Consider the following 16,303-nt stretch of genomic DNA (forward strand, 5'->3'; position numbering starts at 1 on the left):
GCAACATGAGCCAGCCGAAACTTCTCGACACCCCGCTTTATGCCTTGCTGCACAAAGACGACATCGCAGGCTTCAATGCCGAGCGCGCCAGTCAAGCCTCTGTCGACATGGTCGGCGGTGATTTCCGTGGTCTGGACCTGCGTGAACTGAACGCCGATGGCGTCGATTTCACCGACGCCTATTTCCGCTCTGCCGATTTGCGCGGTATCGACTTCCGCAACTCCTGCCTGGAAGGCGCGAGCCTGGCACACGCACAGATTTCCGGCGCCTACTTTCCGCCAGAACTGAGTGCTGACGAGATCCTTATGTCGATGAATTTCGGTACTCGCCTGCGTTATCGCACCCGCTAAAAACGACGTTCTGCCTGACAAGTCCAGCGCCCCCGCTTCGCGCTGGGCGCTGGATTTTTTTGTCGGGAAAGTTGATTCCTCCGCGTTTTCTCCTACTGCTCCCGCAGACCTTCACGCAGCTATTTGAGTCTTCCTCTTAGAAGCTTTTGCGTCGAAACCGACCAAACAATCACGCTTTTCCTACTGATGGCTACACTCCTGAGAGGCTCGCCCACGCACCGTTCGGCCGTCGCAAGGAGGCTTGATGAATGATGAACTGCAACACCTGAAGAATCTTGGCAAGACGTCAGCACAGTGGCTGCATGCCGTGGGCATCCACAGCGCGTCGGACTTGCGCCGCCTGGGAGCGGTGGATGCTTATCGGGCCGTGCGCACGCGCGGGTTCCGGGCGTCCAAGGTGTTGTTGTATGCGATCGAAGGCGCGCTGATGGATGTGCACTGGAACGACATACCAGCCGATCGCAAGGAAGCCTTGAACAAGCAATTGGAAGCCATCTCGTCCCGCCACAAGAATTAAACAGCATATTTCGCCTCAGGATTACCACCTGAGGCCCAACGATTACGGGGCTTCTCCGCCAGAAGACATAGGTTTTCAAAGAAATCAAAAAACAGCATTGACTTGGTAATGAGAATCGCTATGATTACCACAACTGGTCGCGAGACTGGTCGATATTTGAAAAGCCCTTGGTTCGGACTCTCAGATATCTCCTCATCAGGCTAATCACGGTTATTTGACCCGGCTCTTGCCGGGTCTTTTTTTGCCTGTGGAAAAGTCGTCCGTTTACTTCCCGAACTGCTTACGCATTTGCGCGCAGTAATCTTGAGTCGGCGTGGCAGGCGTGTACCAGACGTAGTCAGCCATGGCCGACGTGACCTCGCCACCCTGCTCCGCCAGCATCAACACCGTCGGTGCTTCAGGCTCGCCAAGATCGAGCACATGGATCGGCACGCCAACATCCTTGCGCGCATGGTAAGCGCCGGCAAACAGCAGCGAAGGCGTCGGTGCCGACAGCAAGCGCTCGGCCATCCGCCGATCACGTTGCTGCTGGACCGCCAGCATCGCGGGCATCTGCGAGGTGGGCAGCAGGCCGCAATGGGAGTCGCTGATTTGCGCCAGCAACTCCTCCTTGACCGACGGAGCATTGGAAAGCCGACCGTTTAATGTCGGCGGCTTGGCATAAACGGTACGGACTTCAAGATTGTCCAGATTCGCCGCCAGCAGCGGGTAGGGTTGAGTCAGCACAAAACGCACAATCGGCCCGTACAGATTCCAGTCCCACCCCGACTGCCAGTTCAACGCGCCGGGAAGATCTGCGGGTAGCGTCGAGCCAAGGCGAATGCCATCGACGCGCGATTGTTGATCCGGCGTGAGCATTTCCAGCAACAGACTGCCCTGGGGTCGACGTTCGCTCAACGCCTGTAGCAACCACAATTGCAGTTGATGGTGATCAGCATTGTCGTGCTGCTCGCCGACAATCAGCCGCGAAGGCCTGGCCAGCCGTTCGACCAGCGCCTGGGGGGTCAGGACCTGGCCGTTGCGCAGGTCACGAATCTCACCGACGACCGGAGGCGGTACCGAAACGTGCTGGCAGGCACTCAACAACAATACCGCCAATAGCAAAATCCCTCGCATGCTTACCTCGATGTCATTCTCAGCGGGCGATGATCAGCGGATGACCACGCTCAGGATGCGGCTGCACCAGTACTTCCAGCCCGAACACCGCCTTGAGTGGCTCCGGACGCAAGACTTGCTCAGGGGTGTCCAGCGCCACCGGCCGCCCGCCTTCGAGCAGTAGAAGGCGATCACAATAGCGCGCCGCCAGGTTCAGATCATGCAGGATCACCAGCACCGCCGCGCCGTGATCGGCGAACTCGCGCACCGCTTGCAGGGTGGTGTGCTGGTGCAGCGGGTCGAGCATCGAGGTCGGTTCATCGAGCAACAGCGTCTGCCCCGCTTCGCCCGGCCAAAGCTGCGCCAGCACTCGCGCCAGATGCACCCGCTGCCGCTCGCCGCCGGACAGCGCCAGATAGCTGCGGCCACTCAGGTGTCCCGCATCGGCAGCGTGCAAGGCGGCGGCGACGATCTCGTCATCCCGCACCCGCCCGCTTTGATAGGGCAAACGCCCCATGCCGACCACTTCTTCGACACGGAAGGCGAAGTCCAGGGTCGACACCTGCGGCAAGACCGCCAGTCGCTGGGCTCGCTGCGCGCCGGTCCAATGGCTCAATTCGCGCTGATCGAGCCAGACGCTGCCGTGGTCAGCCTTCAATTCGCCGCACAAGGCACCGAGCAAGGTGCTTTTTCCAGCACCGTTAGGGCCCAATACACCGAGGACTTCGCCTGGCTTGAGCTCAAGCGTGATGTCCGTCAGAACGATCTTTGCGCCTCGACGGATTTGCAGACTCTGGGTTCGCAACATCAGGCACGCCCTCTGAGCAGTAAATACAGAAAGAACGGCGCACCGATGAAGGCCGTGACAATCCCGATCGGCAACTCAGCTGGCGCCAGGGCCAGTCGTGCGACCAGGTCGGCAAACAGCAGGAGACTGGCACCCGCCAGCACCGAGGCCGGCAACAACACCCGATGATCAGGACCGGCCAGCAGGCGCACCAGATGCGGCACCACCAGACCGACAAACCCGATCATCCCCGCTGCAGCCACGGCCGCGCCAACCCCCAGTGCAGTGCAGAACACCAATTCGCGCTTGAGCCCTTCGACGTCGATGCCCAGGTGACCGGCCTCCGACTCGCCCAGCAGCAACGCATTCAAGGCTTTGGCCCGGCGCGGCAACCAGAGCGCCACACCGGCGCTCACCAGCAGCAACGGCCAGAGCCGCGAATAACTGGCGCCGTTAAGGCTGCCCAGGTTCCAGAACGTGAGTGTGCGCAAGGTCGCATCGTCGGCCAGATAGGTGAACAAACCGACTGCTGAACCCGCCAGCGCAGTTAGCGCAATACCCGCCAGAAGCATGGTCGCGACATTCGTCTGCCCATTGCGCCGGCCCAGACGATACACCAGCGCCGTCACACCCAACCCGCCGAGAAATGCGCACACCGACAACAGATAAGGTCCGAACGATTCAGGCAGACCGCCAAACACCGAACCACCGACAATCGCGATAGCGGCGCCCAGCGCAGCACCGCTGGATACCCCGACCAACCCTGGATCAGCCAGCGGGTTACGAAACAACCCCTGCATCGCCACGCCGGACAATGCCAGCACGCCCCCCACCGCCAGGCCCAACAAGGTTCGAGGCAGGCGGATTTGCCCGAGGATCAGCTCGGCCTGCTCCAGTCCATCGGGGGCAATGGGCAGTCCGATCATGCGCAACGCCGCGCGCAGCGTATCGAATAAAGGCAGGCTCACCGGCCCCAGCGCCAACGACAACCAGATCGCCACTAAACACAGCAGGCTCAGGCCAATGAACAACGCACGGGGTTTAACCAGAACGGTCATTGGGCCGTATTGCCGGGGAAGAAACCATCAGACAGCGTTTTCAACGCATCGGGCAACCGCGGCCCCAACCCACCCACCAACAAGGTCGGATCGAGCTCCATGACGCGCCCGTCCCTGGCCGCACGGGTCGAGGATAGAATCGGGTTTTCCTTGAACAGCGCCGCGCGCGCGGCATCGCCAGTCAGCGCTCGGTCAGCAAACACCAGCACGTCGGGGTCCAGGCTGACCAGCGACTCAACAGAAAAGGGCTTGTAGCCAGTATGCGTTGCCAGATTGTGCCCACCGGCCCGCTGGATCAGCCAATCGGCGGCGGTGTCTTTGCCGGCGATGAGCGGCTTGCCGCCCGCATGGCCCAGCAGCAACAGTACGCCCGGCGATTTTTCCTTCAACTGCGCACGAGTGACCCGGACCTTCTGTTGATCGAGTTGCTGCTGGTAGGTTTGGAGCAATTGCGCAGCCCGGTCTTCAGCGCCGAGCAACTTGCCCAGATGCGCCAGGTTGCCCTGCAACGTCGGCAGATCGGGCTGGGCCGAGAACAGCTCGACCTGCACGCCCGCGCTACGAATCTGCGAAAGCACCGGCGGCGGCCCCATTTCTTCGGTGCCGACCAGAATCTGCGGGCGTAAGCTCAAGATGCCCTCCGCCGACAGTTGCCGCTGATAACCGATGCTCGGCAGCGCCTTCAACGAGGCCGGATGCTGACTGGTGGTATCGACGCCGACCAGTTTCGACTCACCGCCCAGCGCGCTCACCCATTCCGACAGAGCGCCGCCGGCACTGACCCAACGCTGTGGCAACTCGGCCGCTGCGGCGTGGTGGCTGACGAGGAGTCCGACACACAGCGCAACAACGCGGGTACTCAGGCGCATAAACAGCTTCCTTTTCAAGTTTTCCCAGGCATCGAGATGACAGGCCAAGTATCCTCGGGATCCGGCACCTGCACCCGACGGGCGAAGCGGCCATTTGATAATTGTTTGCATTTGAACGTCAAGCTCGGACATATCCGGTCACGAGCCGCCGGAATTGAGGATAGACATGAAGTTGATTTGCACAGGTGCCGAATTGGCTGCCAACAGCAGTCGCGGTTTCGACATCGACAGTCAGAAACTTTTTGCCGTGCGCCGGGGCGGCGAGGTGTACGTCTACATCAATCGCTGCCCGCACCGGGGTGTCGGGCTGGAATGGAAACCCGACCAGTTTCTCGACCCCAGCAACAGCTTGATCCAGTGCGCCACCCACGGCGCACTGTTCCTGATCGAAGACGGCGAATGCGTCGCCGGCCCGTGCGCCGGGCAATCCCTCACCCCCGTTGCTTGCCGCGAAGACGAACAAGGGATCTGGGTCAGTCTTTAACCGTTGAGCAACACATCCAGACGCCGATCAACCACCATTTCTTCGTGGGTCAAGTGCACGCCATAGGCCAACACCTCAACCCCGCACGACACCGCCTCACGCAAGGCTGCGGCGTAGGCCGAATCGATTTCTTCTGCAGGACGCACGGCGTCGATGCCGGTGAGATTGACGCAATACAACTGCACCGCACGAATTCCGTCCCGGGCCAAATGCGCCAATTCGCGCAAATGCTTGGCCCCTCGCTGGGTCACTGCATCGGGGAATGCCGCCACCGAAGAACCATCGAAGCCCAAAGTGACACTTTTGACTTCCACATAAGCCGGCCCGCTCGGGTAATCGAGGCGAAAATCGATGCGACTACTCTCCTGACCGTAGGCCACTTCACGCTTCAGTCCGGTAAAACCGTTCAATTCGGTGATGACGCCGGCTCGCAGTGCTTCTTCGATCAAACCGTTGGCCCGCCCGGTGTTCACGCAAAACAAGCGCCCCTGCGGCGTTTCGCCGATTTCCCAGGTGCCGGGCAATTTGCGTTTCGGGTCGTTGGAGCGACTGAACCAGACCTGCCCGCCTTCCACTTGGCAATTGAGCATCGAGCCGGTGTTCGGACAATGGATGGTCAGCAATTCGCCGCCAACGGTTTCGATATCGGCGAGAAAACGCTTGTAGCGACGGATCAGGCGACCTTCTTCGAGGGGAGGATGAAAACGCATCAGCCTTGCCAGCTCCGCAATCCACGCGCGATCCGTTCGACCGCTTCTTCCAGGCGCGGCAGGCTTTGGGTGTAGGCAAAGCGCACATGATGCCCGGCCTGATAGCGTCCAAAGTCCAGGCCAGGGGTAATTGCCACATGCTCGGTTTCGAGGAAATGTCGGCAGAACGCGAAGGCATCACCGCCGAACTTGCTGATATCGGCGTACAAGTAGAACGCGCCTTCCGGCTCGACGGCGATCCCGAAGCCCAGTTCTCGCAGGGCCGGCAACAGGAAATCCCGACGACGACCGAATTCGGCGCGGCGCTCTTCCAGAATGCTGATAGTGGCCGGTTCGAAGCAGGCCAGTGCGGCGTGCTGGGCCATGCTCGGGGCGCTGATGTAGAGGTTTTGCGCGAGTTTTTCCAGCTCACCGACTGCCGCTTCGGGGGCGACCAGCCATCCCAGGCGCCAACCGGTCATGCCGAAATACTTGGAAAAACTATTAAGGACGAAGGCGCTGTCATCGACTTCCAGCACACTGGCGGCATCGGTGCCATACGTCAGGCCATGGTAGATCTCGTCCACCACCAGATGACCGTGCCGCTCCTTGATCGCAACCGACAAGCCCGCCAGTTCGTCGCGGGTCAGGATGGTCCCGGTCGGGTTGGCGGGCGAGGCCACCAATGCGCCGACGCTGTCTTGGTCCCAATGGCGCGCCACCAAGTCCGGCGTCAGTTGATAGCGCACGTCCGGGCCGACCGGCACCAGTTGCGCAGCGCCTTCAACCAACCGCAGGAAATGCCGGTTGCAGGGATAACCCGGGTCCGCCAGCAGCCAGTGTTTGCCCGGGTCGACGAGCAAGGCGCTGGCCAGTAACAGGGCGCCGGAACCGCCAGGCGTGATGAGGATTCGCTGCGGGTCGATGCTCAACCCGTAACGCTGCTGATAAAAGCCCGAAATGGCCTCACGCAACTCGGGAATACCACGCGCAGCGGTGTAACGGGTCTTCCCCGCCGTTAGTGCTGCCTGGCCGGCCTGAATGATCGGCTCGGCGGTGGTGAAGTCCGGCTCGCCGATTTCCAGGTGGATCACATCGTGACCCGCGGCTTGCAGTTCATTGGCCCGCGCCAGCAGCGCCATGACGTGGAAAGGTTCGATCGCGCGACTGCGGGCACTGTAGGACTGAGCCATTAGCCTTCCTTACAACGGAGAAAAAAATCGATTCTACCCAAGCGTTGGAACGAGCGAGAACCTAAAGCGGTCAGACGCGTTATAACCTTGGCCGTAAACGACTCAAGCGTGTACCTCAGGTTTGACTAAAATCAATAATTGATCAGGTCTCCAACGCCACCAGACAAGGCTTTGCAATCATTTGCAAGCCCTTCGGGCCACTACCTCGACATCCGGGAGTAGCGCGGCCCGATTTGATCTGGTAAGTTCGCCCGCTTGCAGCCGCAGGGCCGGCAGGTGTCGGTGATGGAGCAATCCTGCGCAATGGATTACAAGAGTAGAGGCGGTCCATTTCATGCCCACCCAAGCAAAGCAGCAAAACCAGTCGATCAGCGGCTTCGAACCCTACAAAGAAGTAAAGGGCGAGGAGTACATGGGCAAGCCCATGCGCGCTCACTTCACCAAGATCCTGAATAAGTGGAAACAGGACTTGATGCAGGAAGTCGACCGCACGGTTGATCACATGAAAGACGAAGCGGCCAACTTCCCTGACCCGGCCGACCGTGCCAGCCAGGAAGAAGAGTTCAGCCTTGAACTGCGTGCCCGCGACCGCGAGCGCAAGTTGATCAAGAAGATCGACAAGACGCTGCAGCTGATCGAAGACGAAGAATATGGCTGGTGTGAGTCCTGCGGCGTCGAGATCGGCGTCAAGCGACTGGAAGCCCGCCCTACCGCCGACATGTGCGTTGACTGCAAGACCCTGGCGGAAATCAAGGAAAAGCAAGTCGGCAAGTAATGTCGCCTTGAACGAAGAACGGAGCGTGCGAACGCTCCGTTTTTGTTTCCGAAATTCATGATTTGTAGGAGCCGGCTTGCTGGCGATGGCGATTTCAAGAGCGCCATCGCCAGCAAGCCGGCTCCTACGGAGAACGCTGCGCCCACTCAAGTAACGTCGTGCCCATGACTGCCCTCAACAGCCCCGCCTACATCGGCCGTTTCGCACCCACGCCCAGCGGCCACCTGCATTTCGGTTCGCTGGTCGCGGCGCTGGCCTCGTACCTCGACGCGCGCGCGGTGGGCGGTCGCTGGTTGATGCGCATGGAAGACCTCGATCCGCCGCGGGAAGAACCCGGCGCCCAAGCCGCCATCCTGAAAGCTCTGGAAAGCTACGGTTTCGAGTGGGACAGTGAAATGGTCCGCCAAAGCGATCGCCACGACGCCTACGCCGAAGTCCTCAATCGCCTGTTCAATCACGGCCTCGCTTACGCCTGCACCTGCTCGCGCAAGCAATTGGAGCCGTATCACGGCATTTACCCGGGCCTGTGCCGAAATGCCGGACACGGCACTGAAGACGCCGCGATTCGAGTGCGTGTGCCCGAGCTGGACTACCACTTCATCGACCGCGTGCAAGGCGAATTCCGCCAGCATCTGGGCCGGGAAGTCGGCGATTTCGTGATTCGCCGCCGCGACGGGCTCTACGCCTATCAACTGGCGGTGGTGCTGGACGATGCCTGGCAAGGCATCACCGACATCGTCCGTGGCGCGGACTTGCTGGATTCCACACCGCGCCAGCTCTACCTGCAAGAACTGCTGGGCCTGCGGCAACCGCGTTATCTGCACATCCCGCTGATTACCCAGCCCGATGGCAACAAACTGGGCAAATCCTACCGCTCGCCGCCGCTGACCGCCGAGCAGGCCACGCCTTTGTTACTGCGTGCGTTGCGCGCACTCGGGCAAAACCCGGGCAAGGAACTGGTCTATGCGACACCACGGGAAGTGCTGGACTGGGGCATCGCCCGCTGGGATGCGTTATTAATCCCGCGCACACTCACCCTGCCCGAAGCGCAACTACAGTGATCACACTTGCAGTGGCGCGCCCATCCGTTACCATCGCCGCACGTTTTCGGGCACGCGCATAAAAAAGAGAGGCCGGGATGTACATCTATCGCTTGGTCCTGCTCCTGGTAGTGGGGATTTACCTGTTCTCCCCGGCCATCATGGATTGGTGGATCGACGCCACTGGCGCCTGGTATCGCCCTTATCTGCTCTGGCTGATTCTGATCGTCGTGACCTTCATCCTGCAGAGCCAAAAAGATGCCGATGAGCTTTAGCCTGACCCAGATGATCCTGATCAGCGCCGCGTACCTGGCGGTGCTGTTCGGCGTCGCCTGGATCAGCGAACGGGGCATGATCCCCCGGGCGATCATTCGCCACCCGCTGACCTACACCCTGTCGCTGGGCGTTTACGCCAGTGCCTGGGCGTTTTACGGCACGGTGGGCCTGGCCTATCAGTACGGCTACGGTTTCCTGTCCAGTTACCTTGGGGTGTCCGGGGCATTTTTGCTGGCGCCGGTGTTGCTGTACCCGATCCTGAAAATCACCCGCACCTATCAGCTGTCATCGCTGGCCGACTTGTTCGCGTTCCGTTTCCGCAGCACGTGGGCCGGGGCGCTGACTACGATTTTCATGCTGATCGGCGTGCTGCCACTGCTGGCATTGCAGATTCAGGCGGTCGCCGACTCCATCAGCATCCTGACCCGCGAGCCGGTGCAGCATCGCGTGGCCCTGAGCTTTTGCGCGCTAATTACCCTGTTCACGATTTTCTTCGGCTCGCGCCACATTGCCACCCGCGAGAAACACGAAGGCCTGGTGTTCGCGATTGCCTTTGAGTCGGTGATCAAGCTGATCGCCATCGGCGGCGTTGGTTTATATGCGCTGTACGGTGTGTTCGACGGCCCGCAACAGCTGGAACTGTGGCTGCTGCAAAACCAGACCGCCCTCGCCGCCTTGCACACCCCCTTGCAGGAAGGCCCGTGGCGCACGCTGCTGCTGGTGTTCTTCGCCTCGGCGATTGTGATGCCGCACATGTACCACATGACCTTCACCGAGAATCTCAACCCGCGCTCACTGGTCAGCGCCAGCTGGGGTTTGCCGTTGTTCCTGCTGTTGATGAGCCTGGCGGTGCCGCTGATTCTCTGGGCCGGACTGAAACTGGGTGCTACCACCAACCCGGAATACTTCACCCTGGGCATCGGCATCGCCGCCAACAGCAAAGCCCTGGCGTTGCTGGCGTATGTCGGCGGGTTGTCGGCAGCCAGCGGCCTGATCATCGTCACCACCCTGGCGCTGTCCGGGATGGCGCTGAACCATCTGGTGCTGCCGCTCTACCAACCGCCGGCCGAAGGCAACATCTATCGCTGGCTGAAGTGGACCCGCCGGGCGCTGATCGTTGCGATCATCATGGCCGGTTACGGTTTCTACCTGTTGCTCGGCGCCGAACAGGATCTGGCCAACCTCGGCATCGTCGCGTTTGTGGCCACGCTGCAATTTCTTCCGGGGGTCCTGTCGGTCCTGTATTGGCCGACCGCCAACCGCCGCGGCTTCATCGCCGGTTTGCTGGCGGGGATCCTGGTGTGGCTGGTAACCATGTTGTTGCCGCTGGTCGGCAACCTGCAGGGCTTCTACATTCCGCTGCTGAACATGATCTACGTGCTGGACGACACCAGTTGGCACATGGCCGCGATCGCGTCGCTGGCCGCCAACGTGCTGATGTTCACCCTGATCTCGCTGTTCACCAACGCCAGCCCCGAAGAGGCCAGCGCCGCCGAAGCCTGCGCCGTGGACAACGTGCGTCGCCCGCAACGCCGTGAACTGCACGCCGCCTCGCCCCAGGAGTTCGCCACGCAACTGGCCAAGCCCCTGGGCGCCAAGGCCGCGCAGAAAGAAGTCGAGCAAGCCCTGCGCGATCTCTATCTGCCGTTCGACGAGCGCCGGCCTTATGCCTTGCGCCGTTTGCGCGACCGGATCGAAGCCAACCTCTCCGGCCTGATGGGCCCGAGCGTGGCGCAGGACATGGTCGAGACCTTCCTGCCCTATAAGGCCGGCGGCGAAAACTATGTCACCGAAGACATCCACTTCATCGAAAGCCGCCTCGAGGACTACCACTCGCGCCTCACCGGCCTTGCCGCCGAACTCGATGCCCTGCGCCGCTATCACCGCCAGACCTTGCAGGAATTGCCAATGGGCGTTTGCTCGCTGGCCAAGGATCAGGAAATCCTCATGTGGAACAAAGCCATGGAGGAGTTGACCGGGATCGCGGCGCAACGCGTGGTCGGTTCGCGCCTGAGCACCATCGCCGATCCGTGGAAAGAATTGCTGCAGGGCTTCATCAATCTGCCGGACGAGCATTTACACAAGCAACACCTGGCCCTTGATGGCCAGACCCGTTGGCTGAACCTGCACAAAGCGGCGATCGATGAACCGCTCGCGCCGGGTAACAGTGGCCTGGTATTGCTGGTGGAAGACTTGACTGAAACCCAGATGCTCGAAGACAAACTGGTGCACTCCGAGCGCCTGGCCAGCATCGGGCGACTCGCGGCGGGTGTGGCCCATGAAATCGGCAACCCGATTACCGGCATCGCGTGCCTGGCGCAAAACCTGCGCGAAGAACGTGAAGACGATGGCGAGCTGAAGGAAATCAGCGGACAGATTCTTGAGCAGACCAAACGCGTGTCACGCATCGTTCAGTCGCTGATGAGCTTCGCCCATGCCGGCAGTCACCAGCACAGCGACGAGCCCGTCTGTCTGGCGGAAGTGGCGCAGGATGCCATCGGTTTGCTGGCCCTGAACCGACGCAATTTCGAAGTGCAGTTTTACAACCTGTGCGATCCCGATCATTGGTGTGAAGGTGACCCGCAGCGACTCGCGCAAGTACTGATCAACCTGCTCTCAAACGCCCGTGACGCCTCGCCTCCCGGCAGCGCGGTGCGGGTCAAAAGCGAAGCCGGCGAACACACGGTCGACTTGATCGTGGAAGACGAAGGCAGCGGTATTCCGAAGAACATCATGGACAGATTGTTCGAACCTTTCTTCACCACCAAGGATCCTGGCGAAGGCACCGGTCTGGGCCTTGCACTGGTCTATTCCATCGTTGAAGAGCATTATGGACAAATCACCATCGACAGCCCGGCTGATGTACAAAGCCAACGCGGCACCCGTATCCGGGTGACCTTGCCGCGTCATGTCGAAGCGACGTCCGCTGTGAACTGAGACCGTCGAGAGTATCGAATCAATGCCGCACATTTTGATCGTCGAAGACGAAACAATTATCCGCTCCGCCTTGCGCCGCCTGCTGGAACGTAACCAGTACCAGGTCAGCGAAGCCGGTTCAGTGCAGGAAGCACAAGAACGCTTCACCATTCCCACGTTCGACCTGATCGTCAGCGACTTGCGTCTTCCGGGCGCTCCGGGCACCGAGTTGATCAAACTCGGCCAGGGCACTCCGGTGCTGATCATGACCAGCTACGCCAGCCTGCGTTCAGCCGTTGACTCGATGAAGATGGGCGCGGTGGATTACATCGCCAAGCCTTTCGATCACGACGAAATGCTCCAGGCCGTCGCCCGTATCCTGCGTGACCGCCAATCGCTGCCGGCCGGCGGCGAACCTGCCACTGGCAAAGCGTCCAATGGCTCGGCGAAACCGGGTGTCGATAACAGCAACGGCGAAATCGGCATCATCGGCTCGTGCCCGCCGATGCAGGACCTGTACAGCAAGATCCGCAAAGTCGCGCCGACCGATTCCAATGTCCTGATCCAGGGCGAATCCGGTACCGGTAAAGAACTGGTGGCCCGCGCCCTGCACAACCTGTCCAAACGCGCCAAGGCGCCGATGATTTCGGTGAACTGCGCAGCCATTCCGGAAAGCCTGATCGAGTCCGAACTGTTCGGCCACGAAAAAGGTGCATTCACTGGCGCCAGCGCCGGGCGTGCCGGTCTGGTGGAAGCAGCGGACGGCGGCACGTTGTTCCTCGACGAAATCGGCGAACTGCCGCTGGAAGCCCAGGCCCGCTTGCTGCGCGTGTTGCAGGAAGGCGAAATTCGCCGGGTCGGTTCGGTCCAGTCACAAAAAGTCGATGTGCGCCTGATCGCCGCGACTCACCGGGACCTCAAGAGCCTGGCGAAGATCGGCCAGTTCCGTGAAGACTTGTATTACCGCCTTCACGTGATCGCCCTGAAACTGCCGGCCCTGCGCGAGCGCGGTGCCGACGTCAACGAGATCGCCAATGCCTTCCTGGCGCGGCAGAGCGCGCGGGTCAACCGCACCGACCTGAAGTTCGCCCCGGATGCCGAACAGGCGATCCGTCATTACTCCTGGCCGGGTAACGTTCGTGAACTGGAAAACGCGGTAGAGCGCGCTGTCATCCTGTGCGAGAGCCCGGAGATTTCCGCCGAGCTGCTGGGTATCGACATCGAACTGAGCGACCTGGAAGACGACGACTTCATCGGCCTGCCGCCGCAACAGGGCAACGGAGCCAGCAACAACAATCATGAGCCGACCGAAGACCTGTCGCTGGAAGACTACTTCCAGCACTTCGTGCTTGAGCATCAGGACCACATGACGGAAACCGAACTGGCCCGCAAACTCGGGGTGAGTCGCAAGTGCCTGTGGGAACGTCGTCAGCGCCTGGGTATCCCGCGGCGCAAGACCGGGGTCGCCAGCGAGAGCTGAACCGCGCCTGTCTGATGTGCGGGTAACACATGACTTTGTGAAAAAACTGTTACCTCAGTCTTTTCACGTAACAGAAGCCGGGGCTTACGGTAACGAAGCCCCGGTTTTTTTTCGGCCTCGAAAACCCTGCCAGCCCGCCTGACCCCCTGTTTTGCTGGACCTCACAAAAGTTGGCACGCGCCCTGCTATATGTTTCGTACAAGAACAATAACAAGCAATGCACAAGACAATAAAAATAAGACGAATCGACTCACGCACAATAAAAACAAGACGGCGAGAGGCGCAGCTAACTGATTCTTTTGGAGAGGCGTTGTATTTGGGGCTTGCCCCACGACCAGGCCGAGAATAATAAAAACTGTCACAAGACAGAGCCTGAACTGGTTGGATCGCAAGATCACTGCAACACAGCGACCAAAGCAATCCGTTTGCTCTTGGCTCCCGATTGGGAGGGTCATGAAGGAAAAATTTCATGGCGAGGGCACTTAATAAAAACAAAAAGCCCGAATCAAAAATAAAAATAGAGCATGCAACTACTTTCTTGGGGAGCTTCGGCTCCCCTTGTAGTTTCTGCAATTCGGCTTTCACGCTGCCCCTGTAGCAGCTGGCTGCGTTCGACTACGCAGTAGTCGCAATATGGGCAACCGGCTTTCTCCTGACACACCGCAATCTCAGGTTTTACGACGGCTTCGCCGCCGAACGCAGCCTCGCGTTGCTCGGCAGCTGCTACATGCCCCTGCGTATCAGCCCCCCTTCAAGCGCTTGCGCAGCTTCCTACACCATCCCCCGACTAAATGCTAGAATCCCCGCCCATCATGCGGTCATTCTTCGTTTTGGCCGAACATTCCTTCAAACAGTGCATCCCATGCTGAAGAAGCTGTTCCAGTCATTCCGTTCTCCCAAGCGTCATACGCAACACATTCGCAGTACGCCTGAAGTGCTCAACAGCGGCCAACATTCGCTGCAGAAGGCCCAATTCAGTCGCTACGCGGTGAACATCGTCGAACGCCTGCAGAACGCCGGTTACCAGGCCTACCTGGTCGGCGGCTGTGTGCGTGACATGCTCCTGGGCATCACGCCCAAGGATTTCGACGTCGCCACCAGTGCCACGCCAGAGCAGGTGCGAGCCGAATTCCGCAACGCGCGGATCATCGGTCGTCGCTTCAAGCTGGTGCACATCCACTTTGGCCGCGAAATCATTGAAGTCGCGACCTTCCGCGCCAATCACCCGCAAAACGACGAAGAGGAAGACAGCAACCAATCCTCGCGCAACGAGAGCGGGCGCATTCTGCGCGACAACGTCTACGGCACGCTGGAAGAAGACGCGCAACGCCGCGACTTCACCATCAACGCCTTGTATTACGATCCTGTCAGCGAGCGCATCCTCGATTACGCCAACGGCGTACACGACATCCGCAATCACCTGATCCGCCTGATCGGCGATCCGAAGCAACGCTACCAGGAAGATCCGGTACGGATGCTGCGAGCCGTGCGTTTCGCCGCCAAGCTGAACTTCGGCATCGAAAAACACAGCGCAGCGCCAATCCGTGAATTGGCGCCAATGCTGCGCGAGATCCCATCGGCCCGCCTGTTCGAAGAAGTGCTCAAGCTGTTCCTCTCCGGCCATGCCGCGGATACCTTTGAGATGCTGGTCGACCTGCAGCTGTTCGATCCGCTGTTCCCGGCCAGTGCCGAGGCCCTGGAATACAACCCGACGTACACCCACACGCTGATCAGCGAAGCGTTGATCAACACCGATCTGCGGATCAAACAGAACAAACCGGTGACCCCGGCGTTCCTGTTTGCGGCGCTGCTTTGGCCTGCCCTGCCGGCCCGTGTATTGCGCCTGCAAGAACGTGGCATGCCACCGATTCCGGCGATGCAGGAAGCCGCTCACGAGTTGATTGCCGAGCAGTGTCAGCGGATTGCGATTCCGAAACGTTTCACCATGCCGATCCGCGAGATCTGGGACATGCAAGAGCGTCTGCCACGCCGCAGCGGCAAGCGCGCCGACCTGTTGCTGGACAACCCACGGTTCCGCGCCGGTTACGACTTCCTGCTGCTGCGCGAAAGCGCTGGCGAGCAGACTGATGGCCTGGGCGAATGGTGGACGGATTATCAGGACGCCAACGACAGCGAACGTCGCGACATGATCCGCGACCTCAGCGGCAAGGATGACGGCACTGGCGCGCCACGCAAACGTCGCCGCAGCGGTGGCGCCAAGCGCAAACGCACCGCAGGCGCACCGAGCGCAACGGGCGAGTAATCCATGGAACGCATCTACATCGGCATGGGCAGCAATCTGGCTGACCCCGCCGAACAATTGCGCAGCGCCGTCGAGGCGCTGGCGCAGTTGCCGCAGACCCAACTGGTCGAGGTGTCCGGGTTTTATCAAAGCGACTCGCTCCTGCCCGGCCAGCCGCGTTACACCAACGCGGTCGCCGTCCTCGACAGCACGCTCCCGCCGCTGGACCTGCTTGATGCGCTGCAAGCCATCGAGAACGGACAAGGCCGCGAGCGCCTTGAACGTTGGGGGCCGCGCACGCTGGACCTCGATATCGTGCTGTTTGGCGATCGCCTGATCGACGAACCGCGCCTCAAGGTGCCCCACTACCATATGCAGGAACGGGCCTTTGTTCTGTATCCGCTGGCCGAACTGGCGCCTGCGGAGCTGCGTCTCCCGGATGGCCGCAGCCTGAAAGAACTACTCGCCGGCTGCCCGTTCGTCGGCCTGGAACGCCTCCCCCAAAATTGAAACCAATCCCTGTGGGAGCGGG

17 protein-coding genes are annotated in these 16,303 nt (G+C 60.5%); 10 read left to right on the top strand and 7 right to left on the bottom strand.

Annotation, left to right across the window (positions count from 1 at the left end; translation table 11 throughout):
• Positions 1-5: 5 nt before the first annotated feature.
• Positions 6-350 (top strand): pentapeptide repeat-containing protein, encoded by a 345-nt coding sequence (locus tag ACA075_RS25855; RefSeq protein WP_497296139.1) that lies wholly within the window; start codon positions 6-8, stop codon positions 348-350.
• Between the two features lie 244 nt (positions 351-594).
• Complete coding sequence (locus ACA075_RS25860) at positions 595-867, top strand: TfoX/Sxy family protein (RefSeq protein WP_010467623.1); 273 nt, start codon at positions 595-597, stop codon at positions 865-867.
• 264 nt (positions 868-1,131) lie between these two features.
• Here the strand turns inward: ACA075_RS25860 and ACA075_RS25865 are convergent, their stop codons facing one another.
• From ACA075_RS25865 to ACA075_RS25880, 4 genes are read right to left on the bottom strand one after another with little or no spacing between them, the layout of a single operon-like run.
• A complete protein-coding gene (locus tag ACA075_RS25865) occupies positions 1,132-1,983 on the bottom strand; it encodes a ChaN family lipoprotein (RefSeq protein WP_497296140.1) in 852 nt (283 codons plus the stop codon).
• 19 nt (positions 1,984-2,002) lie between these two features.
• Positions 2,003-2,770 (bottom strand): heme ABC transporter ATP-binding protein, encoded by a 768-nt coding sequence (locus tag ACA075_RS25870; protein WP_497296141.1) that lies wholly within the window; start codon positions 2,768-2,770, stop codon positions 2,003-2,005.
• Complete coding sequence (locus ACA075_RS25875; protein WP_145308742.1) at positions 2,770-3,807, bottom strand: FecCD family ABC transporter permease; 1,038 nt, start codon at positions 3,805-3,807, stop codon at positions 2,770-2,772. Before ACA075_RS25875 ends, ACA075_RS25870 begins: the two co-directional genes overlap by 1 nt.
• Positions 3,804-4,676, bottom strand: a complete 873-nt coding sequence (locus tag ACA075_RS25880) for a heme/hemin ABC transporter substrate-binding protein (protein WP_497296142.1) — start codon at positions 4,674-4,676, stop codon at positions 3,804-3,806. Before ACA075_RS25880 ends, ACA075_RS25875 begins: the two co-directional genes overlap by 4 nt.
• A gap of 166 nt (positions 4,677-4,842) precedes the next feature.
• Here ACA075_RS25880 and ACA075_RS25885 point away from each other — a divergent pair, with 166 nt between their 5' ends.
• Entirely contained in the window at positions 4,843-5,160 is a 318-nt protein-coding gene (locus tag ACA075_RS25885) for a Rieske (2Fe-2S) protein (RefSeq protein WP_497296143.1), read from the top strand.
• Here ACA075_RS25885 and sfsA read toward each other — a convergent pair.
• Positions 5,157-5,870, bottom strand: coding sequence for a DNA/RNA nuclease SfsA (sfsA, locus tag ACA075_RS25890; RefSeq protein ID WP_497296144.1), 714 nt, complete (start codon positions 5,868-5,870; stop codon positions 5,157-5,159). The genes ACA075_RS25885 and sfsA overlap by 4 nt on opposite strands.
• Positions 5,870-7,042: a pyridoxal phosphate-dependent aminotransferase gene (locus ACA075_RS25895; RefSeq protein WP_497296145.1), complete on the bottom strand. Its 1,173-nt coding sequence runs from the start codon at positions 7,040-7,042 to the stop codon at positions 5,870-5,872. Before ACA075_RS25895 ends, sfsA begins: the two co-directional genes overlap by 1 nt.
• Positions 7,043-7,376: 334 nt before the next feature.
• Between ACA075_RS25895 and dksA the strand changes: the two genes are divergently transcribed.
• The 5 genes from dksA (at position 7,377) to ACA075_RS25920 (ending at position 13,529) form a co-directional block, all read left to right on the top strand.
• Positions 7,377-7,817, top strand: coding sequence for an RNA polymerase-binding protein DksA (gene dksA, locus ACA075_RS25900; protein ID WP_007902025.1), 441 nt, complete (start codon positions 7,377-7,379; stop codon positions 7,815-7,817).
• Positions 7,818-7,981: 164 nt separating this feature from the next.
• The gene (gluQRS, locus tag ACA075_RS25905; RefSeq protein ID WP_497296146.1) at positions 7,982-8,878 is read left to right on the top strand and encodes a tRNA glutamyl-Q(34) synthetase GluQRS; all 897 of its coding nucleotides are present in this window, start codon (positions 7,982-7,984) and stop codon (positions 8,876-8,878) included.
• A 77-nt stretch (positions 8,879-8,955) separates the two neighbouring features.
• Positions 8,956-9,132, top strand: a complete 177-nt coding sequence (locus ACA075_RS25910) for a hypothetical protein (RefSeq protein WP_003176118.1) — start codon at positions 8,956-8,958, stop codon at positions 9,130-9,132.
• Entirely contained in the window at positions 9,116-12,070 is a 2,955-nt protein-coding gene (locus ACA075_RS25915; protein ID WP_497296147.1) for a sensor histidine kinase, read from the top strand. Before ACA075_RS25910 ends, ACA075_RS25915 begins: the two co-directional genes overlap by 17 nt.
• Positions 12,071-12,092: 22 nt before the next feature.
• Positions 12,093-13,529 carry a sigma-54-dependent transcriptional regulator gene (locus ACA075_RS25920; protein ID WP_497296148.1) on the top strand — a complete coding sequence of 479 codons (1,437 nt, stop codon included), beginning with the start codon at positions 12,093-12,095 and terminating at the stop codon, positions 13,527-13,529.
• An 84-nt stretch (positions 13,530-13,613) separates the two neighbouring features.
• Here the strand turns inward: ACA075_RS25920 and ACA075_RS25925 are convergent, their stop codons facing one another.
• Entirely contained in the window at positions 13,614-14,114 is a 501-nt protein-coding gene (locus ACA075_RS25925) for a hypothetical protein (RefSeq protein ID WP_497296149.1), read from the bottom strand.
• Positions 14,115-14,391: 277 nt separating this feature from the next.
• Here ACA075_RS25925 and ACA075_RS25930 point away from each other — a divergent pair, with 277 nt between their 5' ends.
• Both ACA075_RS25930 and folK read left to right on the top strand, forming a co-directional pair.
• Positions 14,392-15,792 carry a polynucleotide adenylyltransferase PcnB gene (locus ACA075_RS25930; RefSeq protein ID WP_008153304.1) on the top strand — a complete coding sequence of 467 codons (1,401 nt, stop codon included), beginning with the start codon at positions 14,392-14,394 and terminating at the stop codon, positions 15,790-15,792.
• 3 nt (positions 15,793-15,795) lie between these two features.
• Positions 15,796-16,281 carry a 2-amino-4-hydroxy-6-hydroxymethyldihydropteridine diphosphokinase gene (gene folK / locus ACA075_RS25935; protein ID WP_497296150.1) on the top strand — a complete coding sequence of 162 codons (486 nt, stop codon included), beginning with the start codon at positions 15,796-15,798 and terminating at the stop codon, positions 16,279-16,281.
• Positions 16,282-16,303 lie beyond the last annotated feature (22 nt).

The organism is Pseudomonas sp. LBUM1663, from assembly GCF_059695905.1.